Genomic DNA, 22,237 nt, shown 5'->3' on the forward strand with positions numbered 1-22,237 from the left:
TTTCGGTGTAGTTGGTCGCGGTCAGCGCGACTGCGGACACCGAAATCGCAGCGTCAGGCGCGTAGCCGCTGCGCCAGGCCCGACGCTCGGACCGCCCGCCGCTGCACCGCGGCGCGCACCGAATCCTCCGAACCGATGACCCGGATCTTCTCCTTGGCCCGCGTCACCGCCGTGTAGAACAGCTCGCGGGTCAGCAGCCGCGAATCCTCGGGCGGCATCAGCACGGTCACCTCGTCGGCCTGGCTGCCCTGCGACTTGTGGATCGTCATGGCGTGCATGGTCTCGACATCGGAGAGCCGGCTGGTCGCGAACTCCACCTCACCGGAGCCCGCGATGGTCACCCGCATCGCGCCGTCGCGCAGCAGCGTCACACCGGCGTCACCGTTGTACAGGCCAAGACCGTAGTCGTTGGCCGTCACCAACACCGGACGCCCCGGATACCACTCCGACCAGATCGGGTCGCCGGTGATCTCCGCCAGCCATCGCTCGATCTGGTGGTTCCAGTACCGCACGCCGTACGGACCCCGGCGATGCGCGCACAACAGCCGATGCTCATCGAGTGATGCCAGCGCTGCTCTCCGATTGTCGAGCACGGCTGCCTGGCGCAGCGCATTCGCCTGCGGCAGAACGACTCTCCGCAGATGTTCGGCCGGTTCGTCGGTGTCGATCCACTCGATGTGCTTTCCACCCGCGCGCAGCACCTCGATGACCTGATCGGCATCGCCGGTTCGGATCGCCGATGCCAACGTGCCGATCGATTCGCCGAACCGGTGCGATGTCGTCAACTCGGCGATGCGAGCACCGCCGAGTCCGTCGACGAGATCGGCGAGTACCGCACCCGCCTCCACCGACGCCAACTGGTCCGGATCACCGACCAGGATCAAACGCGCGTCGGGACGGACCGCCTCGAGCAATCGCGCCATCATCGTCATCGACACCATGGACGTCTCGTCGACGACGATCACGTCGTGAGGCAACCGGTTGGCCCGGTTGTGCCGGAACCTCGCCGAGGTGTCCGGCTTGCTGCCGAGCAGGCGATGCAACGTCGTCGAATGCAGACCCGACAGCGCCTCCCGGTCCGCGGCATCCTCCAGCTTGTCGACCTGGAGTTGAACCGCTTCCTGCAGTCGCGCGGCCGCCTTGCCCGTCGGTGCCGCCAGCGCGATCCGCAGTTGTGTCCCGCTGGCCAGCAGCGCGAGCAGTCGCGCCACCGTCGTTGTCTTGCCTGTGCCCGGGCCGCCGGTCAGCACCGTCAATCCCTGTGCCAGAGCCACTTCCGCGGCGGCGCGCTGCTCCTCGAAGCCCTGCGGGAAGAGTCGGTCGATGTCGGTGGTGGCCTGTGTCGGTTTGGTGGCGATCAGAGTGAGGATGTCGTCGCATACCTGCTGCTCTTCTAGCCAGTACCGGTCGAGATAAAGCAGGTCGCCGTCGACCCGGAGCACAGGTGGTTCCCCGCTCAGCGGACTGTCGCGGATCGCCGCCAGCCAGGCGTCGACAGCAGGCCATGGCAGCCCCTCGACGCCGACCTGCTCCTCGACCGAGCGCACAGCGAGGCACACCGAGCCGTTCCGCAGCGCGCGCACCACCAGCGCCACGGCAAGTGCCACCGTGTCGTCGGTCTCGGACGCCATCGCGCTGAGGCGCTGTGCCACATGCACATCCGACGCATCGATGACCTCGGCATCGGCGAAGGCCTGCAAGAGTCCGGTCGCGCTGACCGCGCGCCGCCACTCCACGCTCGTCATGCCACCACCCTGCCTGCGTCGAGGAGATCGGACATCGAGGTGATGAGTGACGTGGGCGGCTGCCAACTGAACACCCCCGCCGGGTGGCCGTCGACCACCGGTGTGTCCGGTCCGCACATGCCGCGCAGGAACAGGTACATCACGCCGCCCAGATGCGTGTCCGGCAGGTATCCCGGCAGCCGCCATCGCAGGAACCTATGCAGCACAACGTTGTACAGCAACGCTTGCAACGGGTAGTCGGAATGCAGCATCGCCTCGATCAGCCGGGGGCGCGCGTAGTCCGCGGCAGTGAGCGGCTGATTCTGGTCGCCCAGCCAGTTGGTCTTGTAGTCGACGACGATGTACCGCTCACCGATCCGCAGCACGACGTCGACCGAACCCGACAGGTAGCCCTTGAGGGACTGCCCGCCCAGTGCCGCCCCTCTCAGTCGGTCCGCGTACGGCGCGAGCGGATCGTCCGTGGCGAGGTGCTGCCCCACGAGCTCGCCGACGGCAGCGAGCCGGATCTCCGGCGCCGATCCCCGCAGATCCCCTCCCGCGAGCGGGAATTCGAAGTCCATCTCCCGCATACGGTCGTGCAGCCCGATCTGGCGCAGCGTCCGGTCGTCGGCGAGCGGGCCCAGGGGAGTGTCGTGCATGGGCAGCATCGCGGCGGCCAGGTCGGAAGCCGCGACGTCGACCGGCCACCAGACAGCGTGTTCGGTGATCTGCGCTTCCAACTCCGCCGCGAGATCAGGCGCGAACGGATCCGCGGTCTCCAGCACGGCGTGCACCAGGGTGCCGAACTTCGCGCCGCTCGGCAGGTCCGCCATCGGAGACGGCACATCCGTCCCCACCGCGGCGGTCACCAATGGGATCTCGGCGACCTCGTCGTCCAGCTCGATCACCTCGGGTTCGCTACTCACCGGCGTCGACTCGCTCGTCCGGATCAGGCCGCTGTAGGAGGTGCGCCGCCATGCCGTGTCGATCGATCGGTGGAAGTGCCGGGCCTGCAGGGTTATTGGCGTGTCATCCGACGGTTGCGGCGGCAGGGGCTGCACGACCGATTCCTCGATCGCCGGCCCGTTGACCGCCGACCACTCCTCGAATCTCGCCATCGCCTGGTCGTCGGTGACCTTCACCGGCGAAACAATGTCCGGTATCACCGGCTCGCCGGGTGAACGGCCCCGGAGCAGACGCGACAGCCCGCCGGTGGGTTCGTCTCTCGACGGCGCCCACCAGGCGACCACCTGCGCCTGCGCCCGTGTCATCGCCACGTACATCAGGCGGCTGTCGTCGCTGGCGTCTTCTTCGCGGCCCTGTTTCGCGACGGCGTTGAAGTCCGGGCTGTCCGGCCCGCCGACATGCAGGCATCTGGTGTCGCCCTCGTGATACAGCACCAGTTCGGGTTCGAACACGTTGTTGTTGAACGCGAACGGTAGATACACGACCGGAAACTGCAGGCCCTTCGCGACGAAGACCGTCATGACCTGGACGGCGGCCGCGTCGTTGTCGAGCCGGCGGGCCCGTTCGGCCGCACCGGTGCGATCCTCCCGCTGCGCGCGCAACCAGTCCCTCAAGGCCGGGAGGGTGAAGTGCTCGCGATGGGCGGCTTCCTGCAACAGCTGCGTCATGTGTGCGAGGTCGGTCATCATCCTGTCGCCGTTCTGCCACGACAGCACGCGGTCGCCCATACCGTTGAGTTGGGCGGCTTCGAAGATCGCCGAGACGCCGCGTTCGCGTGCATGACTTGCCCACTCCCGCAACGTCTCCGCGATGCGGTCGGTCAAACCGTCACCGCCCTCGACGAGCGATTCGGCCGTTTCGCCGAAGAACATCGTCGCCGCAGCGGCCCGGACGATGCCGGGGCGGTGCGGCTGGTCGAAGGCCTCCAGCAGCGCCAGCCAGTCCTCGGCGGCATCGGAGGTGAAGACGTCGGAGTCGCCGGTGTAGACCGCGGGGATGCCCGCCTCGCACAGCGCGTAGTAGCAGACCCGGGCATCGCGGTGCTTCTCCACGATCACCGCGATCTGGCCCGCATGCAGTTTCTCGCCGCCGAAAGTCGCGCCCGAGTCGAGCAGGACGCCGATGTCGGCGGCCAGGTCCTCGGCGATGTGGCTGCGCAGTGGGTCGATGAGGATGACGTTGGTTCCACTGCGGCCGAACGCATCCCGGCGCACCACCCGCAGCCGGAAGGGATCGGGATTTGGGGCACCTGCCAGCCGGGTGCCCTGATGGTGCGCGGCGACGTCGTGCACGACGATCCGCTCGTGTCCGAGTTGGGCGCCGCGCAGCACCGCTTGGAGACGATCGACCAGCGCGGCGTCGCTGCGCCAGTTCGTGCCGAGCGTCATCTGCGTACCCGCGGTCGCGGATGCGGACAGGTAGGTGACGATGTCGCCGCCGCGGAACGCGTAGATGGCCTGTTTGGGATCCCCGATCAGGACCAGCGTGGAGTGGCCGGTGAATGCCCGATCGATGACCTGCCACTGCACCGGATCGGTGTCCTGGAATTCGTCGACCATGACGATCGGCCAGCGATGACGCATTCGCGAGCGCGCCGCCGAATCGCTGTCCTCCAGTGCGTCGGCCAGCCGGGTCAGCAGATCGTCGTAACCGAGAATTCCCCGCTGTCGCTTGCGCTTCTCGAGCTCGTTCTTGACATCCGCGGCGAACCTGAGACACACGGCTGCGCGTGAATCGGGGTCGGGATCCTTCGGGCGCAGTTCGGTCGCCGGATGATTGACCACCTCCCGGGCCAGTCGCAGCGCGTCGGGATGCCCCAGCAGGGGGTTGTCCTTCTCGCGGCCGAAGTGCCGGAGGTAGAGGTCATCGGCGACCTCGGTGATCAACTCGTCGAGGCTTTCCACCAGTGTCACACCGCTGTCGGTGTCACCGGCCACGCCGAGCGACTTGAGTACCAGCTGGCAGAACTGATGCGTGGTCGCGATGGTCGCGGCGTCGAAGGCGGCGAGGGAGTCGCGGAGCCGACGCTGCCGTTCCTTTCGCTCGTCATCGCTCGCGTTGAGCAGATGCGTGATGACCTCATTGTTACCGGTCACCTCTTTTCGGTCGAAAGCGTGTACTGCGTCGACGATTTGACGGCGCACACGGTCGCGCAGCTCCTGCGTTGCAGCGCGGCTGAACGTGATCAGCAGCATCTGGTCCAGCGTCGCGACGCCCTCGGCGATGTACCGAGTGACCAGACCCGCGAGTGCGAACGTCTTCCCCGTCCCTGCACTGGCCTCCAGCACGGTGGTCGACCGTGCGGCGGGTAGATCCCCGACGAGACTGAACGGCTGCATGGTCATTCGAGTGCTCCGAGCATCGGCAGCCACAGCCGGCAGGCATAGGCGTCCAGGCCGCGCTCGACGAGGTGCTTCAGCCACGTGCCTTTCCCGAAGGCCAACTGGTAGGCGGGCTCGTCCTCCTCACCCGGGTACCGCCCCGAGCGCCACTTGTAGCCGGCCCGCTGTTCGGGATCGCCGTGACCGTGTCTTGCCTCCGCCCACGCGTAAGACGTCTTGACGGGCAACGGCAGCGGTGCGCGACGCCCCTCGTCATACAGTGCGACCAGATCGGCCAATAGCTCCACCGCGGGTCGCTCGGGCCTGGACAAGATCTCGACGCGCGGTGCGGTTCCCCGTGGCGCACGTCCGATCGTGATGGCGCGCCACTCGCGTCGGGGGCGGTGAGCGATCAACGCCAGCAACGGAATCCACGGCTGCAGCAGATGGCGGCCGTCGAGCTTGGAATAGGTCACCGACACCAGCCGGTCACCGTAGACCGGCGAGACGGTCCCGGTGAGCCTGCGCCCGCGGCCCAGGTCGACGTCCACGTCGACGGCGCCGGGTTGGGCGTCACGATACGGCCTGGCGGCGTCGGCGATCTCGGTGACCTGATCGCGAATCTCGTTGGCCTTGCGCCACCCCAGGTTTCCCGGCGGGAGCGTTCCTCGCCGCCATTCGGCCTGGCGCGCCTGGTCGGCGTCCATGCCGCGCAACATGTCTTGCAGCATGCGGTCGCCGACGGTCCACTCCTCGAGGGCGTTGATATCGACGGGCATCGCGTCCTCGACGCCGTCGACCTCCCAGGGCAACGTGTAGTCCAGCGCGCGGAAGAAACCCTTGACCGGATCGCGGAAGAACGAGACGAGATCGGCGAGGACGACGTCTTCGGCCGGGGGAGCGGGCAGCAGACCGGAGATGAACAGCGGCCGTTCGGCGCGCTCGCCTGAGCGGGCCAGTGCGGCACGTTTCACGGTGGAGTCGAAGGTGAATGGTTCGCCGGGTATCAGCTTGCCGGGGATGACATTGCGAGTGTCGAAGGGCTGCAGCGGATGTTTGACGACAACCTCGCGTTCCTTGGTCTCGATGGTCAGGTCGAGAGCGTCGAGGAGTTCGGCGAGCGGGACCGCGGGTGGACGCTCCTGGCCGGAGTATTCGTTGGCGCCGGTGTAGGTGATGACGAGCGATTCCGTGGCGGCGCCGATGGCGTCGAGCAGCAATTGCCGGTCCTCGGAACGGATGTCGCGCTCACCGGTCATCGGAGCGCGGGCCAGGACGTCGTCGCCGTCGACCACCCCGAGCCTGGGGAACACCCCGTCGTCGAGCCCGACCAGGCACACCACCCGGTGCGGTACCGACCGCATCGGCACCATCGTGCACACCGTCAGCGTGCCGGTCCGGAAGTTCGCTCGCGTCGGCCTGCCGGCCAGGTGGCGGTCGAGCAGCGCCTTGATGTCGGGGAGTCGCATGAGGCTGTCGGCGCGGGCGCCGGCGGTGGAGAGCACGTCACCGAACTCGCGTTGCAGCTGGCTGGTCTGCCAGGCGTCATCGTCGCCGACCTTGGCGAGCAGATCGATGCTGTCGGCCAGTGACTGCAGCCAGTCACTGAGTGGCCTTGCACCGGTGAGTGATTCGACAGCGCGCTGTAGCCGGTCCACGTACTCTGCGAGCTGCCCGGCGAGCTCCACGCGGTTGCTGCTGACGTCGTCGAGCGGGAGCGTGGTGTCGATCCAGGCGTGTGAGTCGTCGGACATCGCGACACCGGCGAGGACGCGGTCGATGCCGAAGCGCCAGGTGTTCTGGATGAAGTCGACGCCGTAGGGCTTGCGGTGGTCGGTGTCGAAGCCCCAGCGGATGTTCGCCTGGCGGACCCAGCGGGTGATGTCCTCGAGGTTGTCGTCGGTGAAGCCGAAGCGGGTACGGACCGGCGCGGTCTGGGCGAGGTTGAGCACTTCGCTCGCGGTCGCACGCCCCCCGGCGAGGGTGAGCAACTGCGACGCGACGCCGAGCAGGGGGTTGGTCTGCACGAGCGACCGGTCGGCCAGTCGCACCCGCAGTTGGTGTGCGGGGTGCACACCTTTGATCATGTCGCCGAGGCCGAATCCCGCGACGATCAGTGGCGCGTACGTCTCGATGTCCGGGCACATGACGAGAATGTCGCGTGGTTCGAGGGTCTCGTCGTCGGCGAGCAGGCCGAGCAGCACTTCGCGCAGCACATCGATCTGGCGGGCCGGACCGTGGCAGCTGTGCACCTGTACCGAGCGGTCGTCGGACTTCAGCGTGCGGCCCTGCGGGCGAACGGCGTTGGCGGTGATGTCGGATTGCAGCCAACCGAGCAGTGTTTCGGGATGGGTGGCCCCGCCGAGATATTCGTCGGTCTGCCGGTCGGCGGGCAGGCTGCGCTGCAGCTCGCGCAGATCGCGTCCGAGCGTCGCCAGCAGCGGGTGGTGGACGCTTCGGTGGGTGGTGTCGTCGCGACGGGGGATGGCTCCGTGGTCGCCGGCGAGCGATGCCCAGAGTTCGTCGCTGGGGTGCGGCAGCCACAGGTGAAGGTCGTGGTGGGTGGCCAGCGCGTCGAGCAGTTCGATCTCGGTGCTCGGCAACCGCGTGTGGCCGAACAGGGAGATGCGCTGCGGCAGGTCGGTGGGGGACTCCCGCAGTGTGGCAAGGGTTTTGGCGTGGCGGACGTGTGGCGGGTCGGCGTCGATGCGGTCTACCAGCGCGCGCCAGAGGGGCGGCTGCCACAGCAGGTCGTCGTCGATTGAAAGATCCGGGTCATCGGCACCGTTCTCCCAGTCGATGAGGAGATGCGGACGTTGGCGGGCGTAGGACGCGAAGAGTCCGGCGAGTCGACGAGCCACCGAGTAGCGCCTGCCCTGCCGGAGTTCGCGCTCGTCGCCCGATTCGAAGTGGCCGAGGTGGGTTGACAGGGTCTTGCACCAGGGCTGATCGCAGCTTTCGTCGATGACGTCCAACAGCGGCCAGACCATCGCGTCGGGCGTCCACGGATCGTCACGATCTGTGCCGCTGATCTCTGCGATCAACGAATAGGGGTTGCGGAAGGCGATGCCTGCGCACACGCCGTCGGCGCCGCTGCCGCGACCGAGGACGTGCGAGAGCCGCTGGCTCAGCCAGCGTTCGACGCCCTTGGCGGGGACGATGACGACTTCCTCGGCGAACGGGTCGGGCAGAGGGTTCGAGAGCAGGGCGCCGAGACCGTCGGCCAGCAGATCGGTGCGCTCAGCACGGTGCAGATGCAGTGCCATCGCGGTCTACCTTAGGAGGCCGCGCAGCTACTTAGGTGCTGTTGCGCCCGATGATCAAGTCCTTGAGTTCGGCGATGTGTTCTTCGACCGTGCGGAAGCCGGCCCGAGTTTCCTGTCGGAGGTCGGCGAGCCCGGACTCGACTGCTGTCAGCCGTGTCTCAACCGAGGTCAATTGCTGCGAGTGCTCCCGCTGATTGGCGCCAAGGGCGTTGACGGCCGACAGCACCGCACGGTAATCAGCCTGCGAAGCCTCCATCGTCAGACCAGCACGATTCGGTCGTCGCCTCCGACCAGGCGCTTCAATTCGTCGACGACGCGCTCGAGCTCGCCGACCATCCAGCTGTCCAGGCCGAGGTTGCGGTACGCGTCCAGCAGCCCGCCGAAATACCAGAGGTGATCGCGCGGGTCTTTCACGGTGAAGCGCTCCCACAGCTTGGGGCCGTGTTCGTGGTAGTCACGCAGCATCGACCGGGCGTTGTCGAGTTTGTCGGCGACCGACACCAGCAGCGTGTCCGTGCCCACCTGTGCGAGGTGCTCGATGTAGGCCGTCTTGCGTTCACGCCACGGCGGTTTCGGCTCGACGTCCGTGTCGCTGCACTCTTTGACGATGGTGGCGACGCCCGCGCCGAAGTTCTTCCGGATCTCCTCCAGCGTCGGCTGGCCGCCGGCGTCCTCGACGCAGTCGTGGAGCAGCGCGGCGATGGCCTGATCTTCGGAGCCGTTGTCGTTGATCACCAGGCCCGCCACCGACAGCAGGTGTCCGAAGTAGGGGATGTTTCCCCCCTTGCGGACCTGGTTGTGATGTTTCAGCTCGGCGTACACGAGCGCCTTGGAGAACTGGCCAGTCAGCTTGGGTGTCGAGGTCTGTTCACTCACGTCGTCTCCTCTCCGACATCCCGACCATAGCCGTGGGTGATATGCCCGTGATGCCAAGCTCGGAGCGACAAAGTCGCCTACGACGGCGACGCCCGCTCAGCCGCGGGTGACCTTGTTGGAATCGGTGGTGTTGATCTGCGGATCGCCCGAGAGATAGACGATTTCGTTGTCGAAGCCTGAGGCGCTGATCGCGTTGGCGCTGTCGACGGTGATCTTGTTTTCGACGCCGGATACGGAAACGGTGCCGCAGTTTCCGGTCAGCGTGATCGTGTTGTTGACGCCGCTGATGTTCACGTCGCCGCTTTGGCAGACGACCGTTTTCGTCTCGTCGATACCCGAGACACTCGCCGGGGCGCCGGGCGTCGCGGTCTGTTCGGTGTCGTCGCTCGGCAGGCCCGTGATGTCCGGGAAGCTCGGGAAGGTGATCGTCGGCGGGACGAACGTCCGCGTGGCGCCCGGGTTGTCGACCGATCCGCCGCCGCCCGCCACGCCCGAATCCTCGACCGTCGACGACATGAACGCCACCACCACGCCGATACCGGCGAGGATGACGAACACGAGCGCGATGAGCCCGATGACCACTCCGACCGGAATGCCGGCTTTCTTGGGGATCGGCGTGTAGTGCGTGCCGAACGGCGGCTGGTACGGATCGCCGTAGGGCTGCTGGCCATACGACGGCTGCCCGTACGGCTGCTGACCATAGGCCGGTGGGCTTCCGTAGGCCGGTGGCGGTGTGCCGTAGGCCGGCGGCGGCAACGGTGACGACGGGTTCACACCTTCGCCGTACTGGGGCTGGTCGCTGCCCAGCTCCCGTGCCCCGTATGCGGCCGCCGACTGCTCGAGCTGCCGGATGCGTTCCTCGGGGTCGTCCGGGGAGGTCATGGGCAGATCCTGACATATCGGGATGACGTGCGGGCGGTGAAGCAACCACGCCGGGTAACTTCTTTCCCATGTCGCCGAGCCTCAAGGAACGTATGCAGGCATCGAGGTGGATCACGATCGCGTTCGCCGTGCTGGCGGTGGCGCTGCTCGGCGCCGCGGTGGTCCTCGTCATCAAGCCGCGTCTGTCGGGAACGTCGACGGCGCCGTCAACCGAGGCGTCGGCGCCCAGCTCGTCGGCGCCCACCTCGCCCGTCGCGCCGCCCTGCGGCGAGGCCGAAGGCCTGGTCAACGCCATGTCCACCCGCGACAAGCTGGCCCAGCTCCTGATGGTCGGCGTGACCGGCGCCGAGGACGCCCGCGCCGTCGCCGCCGACCACCGCATCGGCGGCATCATGATCGGAAGTTGGACCGACCTGTCGATGCTGCAGGACGGATCCCTGCCCGCCATCGCCGCGTCGACCGGCCCGCTGCCGCTGGCCGTCAGCGTCGACGAGGAAGGCGGCCGCGTGTCACGGCTGGCGACCATCATCGGCGAGCAGCCGTCGCCACGCATCCTGGCCGCCACCAGTACGCCCGACCAGGTGTACGCCATCGCCTTCGAGCGGGGCACCGCGATGAAACAGCTCGGCATCACAGTCGATTTCGCCCCAGTCGTCGACGTGACGGACGCCCCCGACGACACCGTCATCGGCGACCGTTCCTTCGGCTCCGACGCCGAAACCGTCACCGCCTATGCCGGTGCGTACGCGCGCGGACTGCGCGACGCCGGAGTGCTTCCGGTGCTCAAGCATTTCCCCGGGCACGGCCACGGCTCGGGCGATTCGCACACCGGCGGCGTGACCGTCCCGCCGATCGAGCAACTGCAGGTCGACGACCTGATCCCGTACCGGGCGCTGACGACCCAGCATCCGGTCGCCGTGATGCTCGGTCACGTGCAGGTGCCGGGCCTGACGGGCACTGATCAGGCCAGCCTGTCCAAGCCGGCGTACGACCTGCTGCGATCCGGGGGTTACGGCGGCCCGCCCTTCACCGGGCTGGTGTACACCGACGACCTGTCCAGCATGGCTGCGATCAACGAGCAGTACGGTGTGCCGGAGGCGGTGCTGCGCGCGCTGCAGGCCGGTGCCGACGTCGCGCTGTGGATCACCACCGACGAGGTGCCCGCGGTATTGGATTCGCTTGAACAGGCGGTCAATTCGGGTCAGCTGAGCATGGACCGCGTCAACGAGGCCGCGACGCGGGTGGCTGCGTCGAAGAGTTCGACGCCGAACTGCGGGGGCTGATTCTCGTTTGCCGTGTCGCGAGAACGGCAACTCCGCAGTAATGATCGGCAAGCCGATGGCTCGTGGGGGAGTACCGCCACCGGGTTTCATCGCCATCGGGAGCGGTCCCGCGGGGGTGAGCGCGGCGGAGACGTTCCGCAGCAAGCACCCCGGCATTCCGGTGCGCATCCTGACCGTCGATCCTGCGCTTCCCTACGCCAAGCCGCCGCTGAGCAAGGGCTATCTGTGCGGCCGTGAGGACCGGCGCGAGTTGCACAGCGCCGGCTGGTTCGACCGCAACAACGTCGACCTCATTCGCGGGGTCACCGTCGACCACATCGACACCGACGGCCAGGAGGTGGTCACGGCGGGCGGGCAGCGTTACCCCTACTGGCATCTCGTCGTCGCGTCGGGCGCGACGCCGATCAAGCTGACGATCCCCGGCGCCGAGTCCGCACTCACGCTGCGGTCGTTCAGCGATGCGGTCGCGCTGAAGATGGCGGCCCGTTATGCCGACTCGGCAGTCGTCATCGGCGGTGGCCTGATCGGCTGTGAAGCCGCCGCGGCGCTGGCGACCGGGGGCGTGAAAACCGCGCTGGTGGCCCGGGAAACCGTTCCCCTGCAACGGCGATTCGGTGTCGAGGTCGGCGAGCGTGTGGTGAAGATTCTCGCCGACAACGGGGTCGGGTTCGTCGGTGGTACCACAGTCGCCAAAATCGACGGCTCGGACGTGGTGCTCGACGACGGCACGGCGATCCAGGCCGATCTCGTCGTCTCCGCCAATGGTGTGCGGCCGGACGTCCGGCTGGCCGAATCCGCCGGATTGGACACCCGAGACGGGCGCATCGTGGTCGACGAGCACATGCACGCGTCGGCGCGCAACGTCTACGCCGCGGGCGACGTCGCACTCGCCCACAATGTCACCGCCGGGCGCCGCATCCGCGCCGAGCACTGGCGCGATGCCGCGCAGGAGGGGCTGGTCGCCGGACTCACGGCCGCCGGCTTCTCCGCCGCCTGGGATCAAGTTCCCGGATTCTCGTCGACCATCGGCGATTCGGTGTTCAAGTACCGGGGCTGGGGCAGTTACGAAACGTGTCGACTCGTCGACCACCACGACGGGTTCACGGTCTGGTACGAGTCTGACAGCGAGGTCGTCGGGGTGTTGACGCTCAACGCCGACGAGGACCTCCGTCGCGCGGAAGAACTGCTGCGCGCGTAGCGATTACAGCCAATCCCTCAGTGCGTCGCTTACGTAGGCCCGGGATCAGCATGGGCACTCGCTGCCGGTACTCGGCGTAGCGTGCCCCCAGCGCCGCGGTGAGGTCATGCTCTTCGAACTGCAGGGCGAGCAGGATGTATCCCGTCATCACCGCCGCGAACAGCAGATGACCCGCAGACATCGTCGGGGCCGCCCAGAACGCGATGAGGAAGCCCAGCATCAACGGATGGCGCACCACCCGGTACAACAGCGTCACCCGGAAACCGGTCTCCGCGGGTGGCCGCGCCCGCCAAGCCGCGAACACCTGCTTCAGCCCGAACAGCTCGAAGTGGTTGATCATGAAGGTCGACGCCAGCACCATCGCCCAGCCCAGCCAGAACATCGTCCACACCGCGAGACGCGCGGGCTGCCACGTGACGTCCCAGACAACAGCGGGCAGCTCACGCCACTGCCAAAACATCAGGACGAGAACGAGACTCGCGATCAGCACGTAGGTGCTTCGTTCGATGGGCGCCGGCACGATGCGCGTCCACCATCGCTTGAACGCCGGACGGGCCATGACGCTGTGCTGCACCGCGAACAGCGTCACGAGGACGACGTCGATCGGCACCGCCCAGCCGACCGCGGCGACGAGGGCGTTGTCGACACTGCGTGGCACGGCGATTCCGCCGACGAAGCCGATCAGGTACAGGAAGACGACGAGAAACAGGGTGTAGCAGAGTGTGCCGTAAACGACGGCGATGGTTCGTTTCATGGTTCGACTCTTCGCCACAGCGGTGCGCAGGGCGTGAGGCGTATGCCTCAACTTTCGGCGACCAGGCCGTGCTCGAGGGCATACATGCTGGCCCCGATCCGGTTCGAGACGCCGATCTTGGTGTACGTGCGTTCCACGTGATTGCGGACCGTCTTCTCGCTGAGGACCAGTTTGGCCGCGATCTCCCTATTGCTGACCCCTTGCGCGACGAGCCTGAGCACCTCGACCTCTCGCGCCGTGAGCCCGTGCGGGCGCGCTTTCGGCTTGGCCGGCGCGTGACCGGAGGCGTACAGCACGGCGTCGGCGGCCACCGAGTCCAGTTTCCCGTCGCGGACTCGTTCACGTAGCCGACGCGCCGCACCAGCGGGCCCGAGCGCCTCGCGGTAGGGCCGCGGTTCCAGTGCGCTCTGATAGCTCACCGCACACGCCAACAACCGGTCGGGCATCGTCAACTGCCGCGCGGCCAGCCCACGCGGATACCCGGAGCCGTCGAGGCATTCGTGATGGTTGGTGGCCACGGTCGCGACGTCCTTCAGGCCCGGCACCCGCGACAGGATGCGCTCGGACAGATAAGGGTGCAGCCGCATCCGCTCGAACTCCGCCATGGTCAAATCGCTTGACTTGGACCAGATCTGATTCGACACGCCGATGCGGCCGATGTCGTGGACCCATGCGGCGCGTCGGGTCAACGTCACGGCGTCCTCGTCCAATCCTGCGGCGACGGCGGCATCGGCCGCGAGCTGCGCGACGGCGCGTGAGTGCCCGAGGGTGAACGGGCATTTGAGGTCGACGAAATCGCCGAGCGCCATCAGCAGCGAGTCCAGCGACGGCCCGTCGAGGCGGGTGCTGCGGTCGGGCGCATGCTGCAGCGCGGTGGCCCATACGTCGCCGGCCGACGGTACGGCGAGCACTCCCGACGGGTCGGCGACGAACGCGTCGACCACTGCGGGATCGAACTGCCCACCGCGGCGACTGCGCGCCATCGCGACCGCACCCTCGGTGCCGTATTCGCGTTGATGCACCTCGACCATGTCGGCGAGCTGCGCGACACGCATTTCGATCGGAATGGCTTCGCCTGCAGCGCCGGTCGGCAAGCCGCCACCGTCGAATCGCTCGAAGGTGAACCGCAGCGCGGTCTGCACGTCGTCGGCCAGCCCGATCCGCTGGGCGAGCAGCGCCGCCGAGGTGCAATGCGAGTGGATGAGTTGCGAAATGTGGCCCCGCGCATTGGCGTACAGCGTCGCGGCGGTCTTCAATCGCGACAGCAGAGATTCACCACGGCCGATGTTGGTGAGCAGGAATCGTTGATACGGCAGGCCCGACCAGTCGACCAGATACGAGCCGCGGCGCACGGCGATGTCGTCGCCGAACCACCGCGCATACTCATGCGAGTCGGCGTGACAGCCGATCCACATGATCAGCGTCGCGTAGTAGATGCAATCGCGCTGGGCGGCAGTGAGTCCCAGACGGTCGGCGATCCGCGTCGCGATCAGCGCCGACCGCAGCATATGCTCGGCGGGCTGGCCCAGCCCGAGGTCGATGGCCACCGACAGCGCCGCCAGCACTTCCGCGCGGGTCGGAAGGGCTGGCGGCGACTGCCGAGGGGGCATGTGCCGATTCTGCGCCGTCGTCATCGCTTGGTCAGCTGGAAAGGTCAAGACGGTCGCCGTCGCGATGCCGGGCGACGTCGAACACCTCGAAACGGCCCTGCGCGACGACGCAGATGCCGCGCTGGGGCAGTTGGAAGTCGGCCAGGTTGCCCTGGACCGGGTGGGGTCCGACGGGTCCGAGGTCCTCGCCCTTGACGACGGCGCTGGAGTCGGCGACCGCCCACACCCGTCGCGGAGCGATGCGGAATTCCTGGCCGTTGGGCAGGTGGCCGGTGAGCTTGATGCGGCCGATGCCCAGCAGTGGACCGACGATCGGGCTCATCGCGGCGAGCACTCTGCGGCTGCGCGACATCGTCGCGGGCAGCTTCGAGCCGACGACGCTCATGAGTCGCGTCGCGGGTGTGGTCGTGATGTCGACGCGCCAATCCAGCACGCCGTCAATGGAAATCGCCAGCGACCACGGCGTGACCCAGCGCGACGTGATGTCGCAGACGACCGGGTCGATCGGGGTCGCGGAGCTGAAGTAGCGCGAACAGCTCTGCGGGCCGGGTGTGGTCGCGTAGAACGTCCACACGCCGTCCGGGGTGCGGTGCCACACCGACAGGTAGGCGGGGGAGAAGGACGTCTCGGGGAAATCGCGGAAGGCCAGATAGTGCCCGTTGGCGAAGGGCAGGCCCATGACGCCGAAGCCGACGACGCGTTCCTCGTCTCCTTCGGGCAGGGGCATGGTCTTGGACGCGGTCGCGGCCGCTTCGGGTGTTGTGGTCATGCCCGTCATCATGTGATGACGGCGGGGGCAGCCACATGGGGCAATTGCCCCAAGTTCGGCCGCCGAGTGCTCACGCGCAAGCCGGCGAGCGGCCGTGTCTGTACGCCGACACGCCGATTACTGCGTGCATTTTGGGGCCCCTCACGGCGGTTCACGGACCCGCTAGCCCCGGAAGCCCGCCAGCACCGCCCCGACGCCCAGCTTCCAGCGCCGCTCGACCGACGGCCCCGTCGGCCCCAGCCAGCGGCCCAGCTCCTGTACCGCCAAACCCTGCGCCAGCGCGAGCAATACGTGCGCGATGTCCGTGACGTCTCCCGACAGCAACCCGGCGTCGACGCACCGCTGGATCCGGCCGATGAACACCTCGCGCACCGACGCGCCCGCCGCCAGCTCGTCGGGCCCGGGTTCGAAGTCCATGAACGGTCGCGAGAACATCACCTGCGCCAGCCGCGGGTACGCCCGGCAGAAGAGCCGGAACACCGGCACCAGCCGTTCCAGGTCGGCCAGCGGGTCATCACTCACCGGGACCTTGGCCAGCTCGGCCCCGAGCAGCCGAAACCCCTCGAAGAACACCGCCCGCACCAGGCCGGCCTTGTCGACGAACAGCTCGTAGACCGCAGGGACCGACGTGCCGGCCCGTTCGGCGACCCGCCGCGTGGTGAAGCCGGTGAAACCGTCCTCGGCGAGTGTCGCGATCGCGACCTCGAGCAGATGCTCGCGAAGTTCCGGCGTACGTTGCTTGGCTCTGGGCATCTCAGCGGCCTAGCCGAGACTGAATTCCGTTGCCAATCCGTCGATTCCGGCCCGGATCGCCTGCAACGCCGATTCGCGCGCCTTCAGTTTGGTTGCCACGTGGGAGCCGGTGTGCAACCGCGCGGCCGCAGCGGCGGCTTCCTGCGCCTTGGCGAGAACCTGGTCCTTCTCGACGATCTCGTCCAGCCAGCCCGCCGTGATCGTCTCGTCGCCGACGTAGATCGACGCCAGCGCCGCGCCGCGATGGAACGCCGCCGGCGTCAACCGCATCCGCATGATCTCGATCGCCGAGATCGGGATCGTCATGCCGATCGCCACCTCGATCGCCTGACACTTGGTCTTCGGCTGCCCGACGCGATGGTCGCCCGACAGCAGGAGGAACGAGCCCATCGCGATGGCCGAACCCGTCGCGGCCATGATCACCGGCGCGGGGAATGTCAGACACCGCACCGACAACTCGAAGCCGCCGGCGAGCATGTCATGCGCGGCCTTCGCGTCGCCGGACTGGAACACCGCGAGGTCGAACCCGCCGCTGAACACGCGGTTGTTGCCCGCCAGTACCACGGCCTTCGCGGCGTCCTTCTCCGCGCGGTCGAGGGCCTCGTTGATCGCGGCCTGCATGTTCGGACCCAGGACGTTGACCTTGCCGTCGTCCATGGTGATCGTCGCGACTGAATCATTGAGTTCGTAGCCAACTGGGCTGGTCATCGCCTCTCCTTTGAGTGCGTCAAGAATTTGGATCGATGTTACGTAACGGTGTTACGAAAGCCAACCCCGAGTGGGGTAGTCGATTACGCACGACGTCCGACGGCCACCGTCGTAGGTTTGATTCAGCCCGGCAGCGTGGGGGCGGTGCCGGGCTCCTAAAACTTCGACCGCACTGGCCCGCGCTAGCCGAGATCGCGCCGGTGCCTCGGCCGTCCGTTGATCAACTGGGTGTGCGCTTCATCGTCGTCATAGTTCGCGTCGTCATAGTTCGTGGTGTCGTTGTGGACGACGTCCTGGGGTACCGGCCCATTGAACTGCGCTTCGCGTGGTGGCGTGATGAACGGCACCTCCTGCGGGCCGGTGCTGAACGGCACCTGACGCGGCGGCGGCGCGTTGAACGGGACGTCGCGCGGGGGCGCGGGGCGCGGCGGCTGCGGGGCCGGTTGTTCAGTGGGCGGTTTCACCTTGGCGGTCGTCAGGCGTTCGCGCATCTTGTCGGCCGCGGTGCGGACCCTGTTGATTTCGCTGCGCAGCACCTCTTCGCGACTCTCGCTGGCGGCGTAGTGGTAGTAGGTCAACAGGTTTCGCAGCAGCTCGAGCTTCTGCTTCTCCTGTCGCGCGAGATCATGCGTCGTCAGCAGCTCCAGGCGCTCGACGGGATGCAGTGTGGCCCAGTCCAATACGGCTGCGGACCGGAACTGACGGCCACTGCGCTTCGATCCCTTGGTCGTCGGCTGATCGGAGTAGATGACGGCACCGTCGAACCGCGACGCAATGGTTTCTCCGAGCTCGCGGCGGTCCAGCGCCGAATCCCACACGATGCGAAATTCCTGCGACGGCGCCAGATACGGGATCTCCGCGGGCAGATTGAGCGGGACGATGTCGACGTAGCGGTCCTCGTAGACGTTCTCGTACTTGCCGACGGTGGGAGGGTGGGCCCACTCGAATCGGATGCCGTACGCCGGTGTCTGACCGAAGTTCCTGACGACGAGTTCGACGAGGTGCCAGTCGTGGGCGGCGGGCTCCATGAACATCGCGACGTTCGGCTGCATGAGCTCTTCGGCGTGTGCTCGGGCCCGCTGGTATGCCCGCCACGCGTAGATCAGCGCCGCGACGAGCACCATGACGGCCACCCAGGCGGCCAGTGCAATCCACCCGTGGGCCGATACGTCGGTCACGCTCAGCGCCCGGAGGTCGGTTTCCACGTCCCGGTGTATATCACGGTCGGCGGGCCGCTACCGCATCAGAGAAATTTGCATCAACGTCATTTGCTGGAAAATCCCAGGAAGGTGGGTAAGCAGAGACGGGAGTGCTTATAGAGGCTTGCGGCTACCTTGCCACAGCTATGGCAACGGAACCTGGATGCCGGGCCCGCCCGGCTCGCCGTGCAGCTCGACGAATTCGGGCACAGAGCCCGGCGGCACGTCGAACGCGATGGAGACGACGGTCGTCGCCCCCGGATCGAGTGTTGCGGCCGTGCCCCCGAGGTAGGCCGTCGCCTCGTCGGCCAACGGATAGATGACGCCGCTGGCCTGGAGTTTCTGAAACGTGCCGACGAAGGACGCTGGCTCGGTGCCGACGTTCGCCACGGTCATGTGCACGACGATGAACACGCCGTCCGCGGTCTTCTCCAGCGGCGCGTCCGACATGACGACCTTCGGCCCGATCTCGACGCCGTCGACGGTGAACGACAGGGGACCGTCGGTGGCGCCCGCGGTCGGGCCGGGAATAGGTGGCGCGTTCGTCGTCGGCGCTGCGGCCGGCGTCTCGGATGGGTCGCTGCCCGGTGACGAAAGTTGTACGTCCGTATTGTCTTTGATCAGAAACCCGTAGATGGCTAGGCCGACGAGCACCACCAGCAGGGCCGCGCATGCGGCGCCGAATCGGAGGAGGAGGCTGCGGTTGCCGACCGGCGGTGTCGTCGCAGGGTCCACGGTGGGCGGGTTCGGGACGGCTTCGAGCCGCCGCGGCGTCTTCGGGGGGACGTCTGGTCCGGTCGGCGGGGTCGTCATCGCGTCGGCCCCCTCCCGCGCACCGTAGGCGCTGAGGCGGAGAATAACGCAGTTTCGGCGGTACCCGGCGAGTTTTGCTGACGCAAACTGCGACGTCAGACGGGGTTAACCGCCCATCAACATGCGCCACTGGTCCAGGTTGCTAGCCCGGTAAACATAGTTCGTGCGCTTGACCTCCGACAGTGCCGCGCTGGGCTCCTGCGAATACCAGTGGCCAGGAAAGACTGTCGGATCGCCAGAAAGCTGCGCCAGCGCCTGCAGACTGCGGAACATCTCGTCGACGTCGCCGCCCGGGAAGTCGGTGCGCCCGCAACCTTCCAGGAACAGTGTGTCGCCCGCGACGAGTCGGCCGTCGAGCAGGAAGCACTGGCTGCCGGGGGTGTGGCCGGGAGTGTGCAGAAGCTCGATGTCGATGTCTCCGACCTTGACCACGTCGCCGTGCTGATGGTCCGTCAGTTCGCTGCGGGCGATGCCCGTGACACGTGAAACCCATTCAGCTTCAACACTATTGACGTGGACGGGTACGCTGACCCGCTCAAGCAGCTCGGCAAGGCCCTTCAGTTCAAAGCCCATCATCGAGCCGCCGACGTGGTCGGGGTGGTGGTGGCTGACCAGCACGCCGGACAGGTGCATGCCGTCGGTCTCCAGCGCATCGACCAGATCACCGGCGGCATACGCCGGATCGACGACGACGCAGTCGCCGGTTTCGCGGTCGCCGATCAGATAGGCGAAGTTGCGCATCTGCTCGGCGATCATGTCGCCGGCGGCGAAATCCCTGCCGGACAGCAGCTGACGGAAGTACAGGCGGTCGGTCATGCCGTAAGACTATTCAGTCGTTGGAACGCAGCCGCACCATGCGGGTGGTGCTGCTCTCGTCGAGCTCGGCCACCTCGGCGCGTGAGCGCAGGAAATCGCTGAAGGAGCGGAATCCCAGCGACTTCTCCGAGAACGACGGGTCCATCCGCTTCATCTGCGCCTTGACCGCGGAGTTGTGCAGCCACTCGGCGTCGTCCTTTTCGTGACCGATCCGCAGCGCCCGTTCGAGTAGCGCGGTCGCGGCGGCCTGCGGATCGGGTGCGTCTGGCTCGGTCTCACCTTCGGCTGCCTTCTTGCGCGGCTTCTTCTTGGGCGGCTCGGTCACCGGCACGCCCGGCAGCGCGTCGTAGGTGACGAACTCATCGCAGGCGGCTGTCAGCGACTTGCTGATCGAACCGGTGATCCCGATGCCGACGACGTAGCGGCCCAGTCGCTTGCAGCGTTGGGCCAGCGGGATGTAGTCGGAGTCCCCGGCCACGATGACGACGTGGGTGAGGTCGGGCAGCCGGAACATGTCCTCGACCGCGTCGACCGCCAGCCGGATGTCGGCGCCGTTCTTGGCGTAGGCGGCGGCGGGGAACAGCTGAACCAGGTCGACGGCGCGGCCGACGAGCTGGCCCTGGTATTCGGCGTTGACGTCGGCCGACCAGTCCGCGTAGGCGCGCGTCAACACCAGGGTGCCGAACGAGGACGCGAAGTCGATGATCGCGCTGACGTCGACGGTCGCCTCGGTGAGCCGGCCGGGTTTGGTGTGAAATCCGGCGGCCTTGTCCTTCTGGAACGAGTTGCGACCGTGAATCTGGTCGTATCGGGAGATGATGATGTTGTCGAAATCGAGATAGACGGCCACGCGCGGGGCGCCGGGTTCGGTCACTTGTCCGTCCTATCACCACCAGCGGTTTGGCGTGGCAAACGGGTTGAATGTACCCTCTTTAAGGCCCACGACGAGACTGTCGGGGCAGGCCCCCTTAGCTCAGTCGGTAGAGCGTTTCCATGGTAAGGAAAAGGTCAACGGTTCGATTCCGTTAGGGGGCTCGGTGGACGGACCGGTTCGCCGGACCGGACTATCGGGGCGGTGTAGCTCAGCTGGTTAGAGCGCACGACTCATAATCGTGAGGTCGGGGGATCGAGTCCCCCCACCGCTACAAGACGTTAGATCCGTAAGACGAAGGACAGAAAAGTGGCCTCCAGTACTGACGTACGGCCCAAGATCACCTTGGCGTGCGAGGTGTGCAAGCACCGTAACTACATCACGAAGAAGAACCGTCGCAACGATCCCGACCGGCTCGAGATCAAGAAGTTCTGCCCGAACTGCGGCAAGCACCAGGCGCACAAGGAATCGCGCTAAGGCGCTCCAATCCGTGGGCGATTGCCCGCGGTTGACGGATAGGTTCACCTCCACGTGGCGCTGTCAGAGCAGATCGTCGGGATGCACTACCGCTATCCCGACCACTACGTCGTCGGGCGAGAGAAGCTGCGCGAGTACGCCGTCGCAGTGAAGAACGACCATCCCGCGCACCACGATGAAGACGTCGCCGCGCAGCTCGGCCACTCCGCGATTCCGGCGCCGTTGACGTTCATCTCGGTGTTCGGCTACATGGCGCAGTCGGCGTTCTTCGAAAGCGCCAATATCGGCATCACCGACATGAAGATCGTGCAGGTCGACCAGACGTTGAAGTTCCGCAAGCCGATTCATGCCGGGGACACGCTCTTTTGCGACGTCTACGTGGACTCTGTCCGGCAGGCGCACGGTACCGACATCATCGTGACAAAGAACGTCGTCACCGACGACGAAGGCGAAATCGTCCAGGAGTCGTACACGACCCTGGCGGGGCGAACCGGGGAAGAAGGAGAAGAGGGTTTCAGCGATGGCATTGCGTGAGTTCGATTCGGTGAAGGTGGGCGACCAGCTTCCCGAAAAGACGATCCCCCTGACCCGGGGCGACCTGGTGAATTACGCCGGAGTGTCCGGCGACCTGAACCCGATCCACTGGGACGACGAGATCGCCAAGCAGGTCGGTCTGGACACCGCGATCGCGCACGGCATGCTCACCATGGGACTGGGCGGCGGATACGTCACCTCCTGGGTTGGCGACCCCGCGGCGGTCACCGAATACAACGTGCGTTTCACCGCGGTGGTGCCGGTTCCCAACGACGGCGTCGGCGCTGAAATCGTGTTCAATGGAAGAGTGAAATCTGTTGAGCCCGAAACGAAGTCGGTAACAATTGCGTTAACCGCCACGGCTGGCGGCAAGAAGATCTTCGGTCGCGCCGTCGCCACCGCGAAGCTGGCATGACC

At 66.9% G+C, this 22,237-nt stretch carries 20 protein-coding genes and 2 tRNA genes; 7 read left to right on the forward strand and 15 right to left on the reverse strand.

Going from position 1 to position 22,237, the window contains the following annotated elements; translation table 11 throughout:
* Positions 1 to 53: 53 nt before the first annotated feature.
* The 6 genes from recD to G6N42_RS26820 form a co-directional block, all read right to left on the reverse strand.
* Positions 54 to 1,745, reverse strand: a complete 1,692-nt coding sequence (gene recD, locus G6N42_RS26795) for an exodeoxyribonuclease V subunit alpha (protein WP_163735180.1) — start codon at positions 1,743 to 1,745, stop codon at positions 54 to 56.
* The gene (gene recB, locus G6N42_RS26800) at positions 1,742 to 5,029 is read right to left on the reverse strand and encodes an exodeoxyribonuclease V subunit beta (RefSeq protein ID WP_163738364.1); all 3,288 of its coding nucleotides are present in this window, start codon (positions 5,027 to 5,029) and stop codon (positions 1,742 to 1,744) included. Before recB ends, recD begins: the two co-directional genes overlap by 4 nt.
* 2 nt (positions 5,030 to 5,031) lie before the next feature.
* Positions 5,032 to 8,277 carry an exodeoxyribonuclease V subunit gamma gene (recC, locus tag G6N42_RS26805; RefSeq protein WP_163735184.1) on the reverse strand — a complete coding sequence of 1,082 codons (3,246 nt, stop codon included), beginning with the start codon at positions 8,275 to 8,277 and terminating at the stop codon, positions 5,032 to 5,034.
* A gap of 31 nt (positions 8,278 to 8,308) precedes the next feature.
* Complete coding sequence (locus tag G6N42_RS26810; RefSeq protein ID WP_163735187.1) at positions 8,309 to 8,533, reverse strand: hypothetical protein; 225 nt, start codon at positions 8,531 to 8,533, stop codon at positions 8,309 to 8,311.
* 2 nt (positions 8,534 to 8,535) lie between these two features.
* Complete coding sequence (locus tag G6N42_RS26815; RefSeq protein WP_163735190.1) at positions 8,536 to 9,153, reverse strand: HD domain-containing protein; 618 nt, start codon at positions 9,151 to 9,153, stop codon at positions 8,536 to 8,538.
* A gap of 96 nt (positions 9,154 to 9,249) precedes the next feature.
* On the reverse strand, positions 9,250 to 10,035 hold the full coding sequence (locus G6N42_RS26820) for a DUF3060 domain-containing protein (RefSeq protein WP_163735193.1): 786 nt from the start codon (positions 10,033 to 10,035) through the stop codon (positions 9,250 to 9,252).
* A 92-nt stretch (positions 10,036 to 10,127) separates the two neighbouring features.
* Between G6N42_RS26820 and G6N42_RS26825 the strand changes: the two genes are divergently transcribed.
* Positions 10,128 to 11,318: a glycoside hydrolase family 3 N-terminal domain-containing protein gene (locus G6N42_RS26825; RefSeq protein WP_163738366.1), complete on the forward strand. Its 1,191-nt coding sequence runs from the start codon at positions 10,128 to 10,130 to the stop codon at positions 11,316 to 11,318.
* Positions 11,319 to 11,358: 40 nt separating this feature from the next.
* Positions 11,359 to 12,516, forward strand: a complete 1,158-nt coding sequence (locus G6N42_RS26830; protein ID WP_232076366.1) for an NAD(P)/FAD-dependent oxidoreductase — start codon at positions 11,359 to 11,361, stop codon at positions 12,514 to 12,516.
* Here G6N42_RS26830 and mddA read toward each other — a convergent pair.
* The 9 genes from mddA to G6N42_RS26875 all read right to left on the reverse strand — a co-directional run bounded on the left by mddA (position 12,467) and on the right by G6N42_RS26875 (position 20,812).
* A complete protein-coding gene (gene mddA, locus G6N42_RS26835) occupies positions 12,467 to 13,270 on the reverse strand; it encodes a methanethiol S-methyltransferase (RefSeq protein ID WP_163735196.1) in 804 nt (267 codons plus the stop codon). The genes G6N42_RS26830 and mddA overlap by 50 nt on opposite strands.
* A gap of 47 nt (positions 13,271 to 13,317) precedes the next feature.
* Positions 13,318 to 14,880 (reverse strand): HD domain-containing phosphohydrolase, encoded by a 1,563-nt coding sequence (locus G6N42_RS26840; protein WP_163735199.1) that lies wholly within the window; start codon positions 14,878 to 14,880, stop codon positions 13,318 to 13,320.
* 31 nt (positions 14,881 to 14,911) lie between these two features.
* Positions 14,912 to 15,649, reverse strand: a complete 738-nt coding sequence (locus tag G6N42_RS26845) for a hypothetical protein (RefSeq protein ID WP_163735201.1) — start codon at positions 15,647 to 15,649, stop codon at positions 14,912 to 14,914.
* Positions 15,650 to 15,811: 162 nt separating this feature from the next.
* Positions 15,812 to 16,402: a TetR/AcrR family transcriptional regulator gene (locus G6N42_RS26850; protein WP_163735203.1), complete on the reverse strand. Its 591-nt coding sequence runs from the start codon at positions 16,400 to 16,402 to the stop codon at positions 15,812 to 15,814.
* Positions 16,403 to 16,411: 9 nt separating this feature from the next.
* Entirely contained in the window at positions 16,412 to 17,110 is a 699-nt protein-coding gene (locus tag G6N42_RS26855; RefSeq protein WP_163735208.1) for a crotonase/enoyl-CoA hydratase family protein, read from the reverse strand.
* Positions 17,111 to 17,292: 182 nt separating this feature from the next.
* The gene (locus G6N42_RS26860) at positions 17,293 to 18,315 is read right to left on the reverse strand and encodes a DUF8453 domain-containing protein (RefSeq protein ID WP_163735210.1); all 1,023 of its coding nucleotides are present in this window, start codon (positions 18,313 to 18,315) and stop codon (positions 17,293 to 17,295) included.
* 138 nt (positions 18,316 to 18,453) lie between these two features.
* Positions 18,454 to 19,122, reverse strand: coding sequence for a DUF4352 domain-containing protein (locus tag G6N42_RS26865; protein WP_163735213.1), 669 nt, complete (start codon positions 19,120 to 19,122; stop codon positions 18,454 to 18,456).
* A 105-nt stretch (positions 19,123 to 19,227) separates the two neighbouring features.
* Positions 19,228 to 19,938, reverse strand: a complete 711-nt coding sequence (locus G6N42_RS26870) for an MBL fold metallo-hydrolase (protein ID WP_163735216.1) — start codon at positions 19,936 to 19,938, stop codon at positions 19,228 to 19,230.
* Positions 19,939 to 19,951: 13 nt separating this feature from the next.
* The gene (locus G6N42_RS26875; RefSeq protein ID WP_163735219.1) at positions 19,952 to 20,812 is read right to left on the reverse strand and encodes an NYN domain-containing protein; all 861 of its coding nucleotides are present in this window, start codon (positions 20,810 to 20,812) and stop codon (positions 19,952 to 19,954) included.
* Between the two features lie 88 nt (positions 20,813 to 20,900).
* On the opposite strand from G6N42_RS26875, the gene G6N42_RS26880 reads away from it, so the two are divergent.
* From G6N42_RS26880 to hadB, 5 genes are all read left to right on the forward strand, one after another.
* Positions 20,901 to 20,973: transfer RNA gene (locus G6N42_RS26880), tRNA-Thr, on the forward strand.
* A 36-nt stretch (positions 20,974 to 21,009) separates the two neighbouring features.
* Positions 21,010 to 21,083, forward strand: a tRNA-Met gene (locus G6N42_RS26885).
* 35 nt (positions 21,084 to 21,118) lie between these two features.
* Positions 21,119 to 21,286 carry a 50S ribosomal protein L33 gene (gene rpmG, locus G6N42_RS26890; RefSeq protein WP_003929651.1) on the forward strand — a complete coding sequence of 56 codons (168 nt, stop codon included), beginning with the start codon at positions 21,119 to 21,121 and terminating at the stop codon, positions 21,284 to 21,286.
* A gap of 54 nt (positions 21,287 to 21,340) precedes the next feature.
* A complete protein-coding gene (gene hadA, locus G6N42_RS26895; protein WP_163735222.1) occupies positions 21,341 to 21,820 on the forward strand; it encodes a (3R)-hydroxyacyl-ACP dehydratase subunit HadA in 480 nt (159 codons plus the stop codon).
* Positions 21,807 to 22,235: a (3R)-hydroxyacyl-ACP dehydratase subunit HadB gene (gene hadB / locus G6N42_RS26900; RefSeq protein ID WP_163735226.1), complete on the forward strand. Its 429-nt coding sequence runs from the start codon at positions 21,807 to 21,809 to the stop codon at positions 22,233 to 22,235. The genes hadA and hadB overlap by 14 nt, the downstream gene beginning before the upstream one ends.
* Positions 22,236 to 22,237: the final 2 nt, after the last annotated feature.

The sequence above is a fragment of the Mycobacterium gallinarum genome (assembly GCF_010726765.1).
GTDB lineage: Bacteria > Actinomycetota > Actinomycetes > Mycobacteriales > Mycobacteriaceae > Mycobacterium > Mycobacterium gallinarum.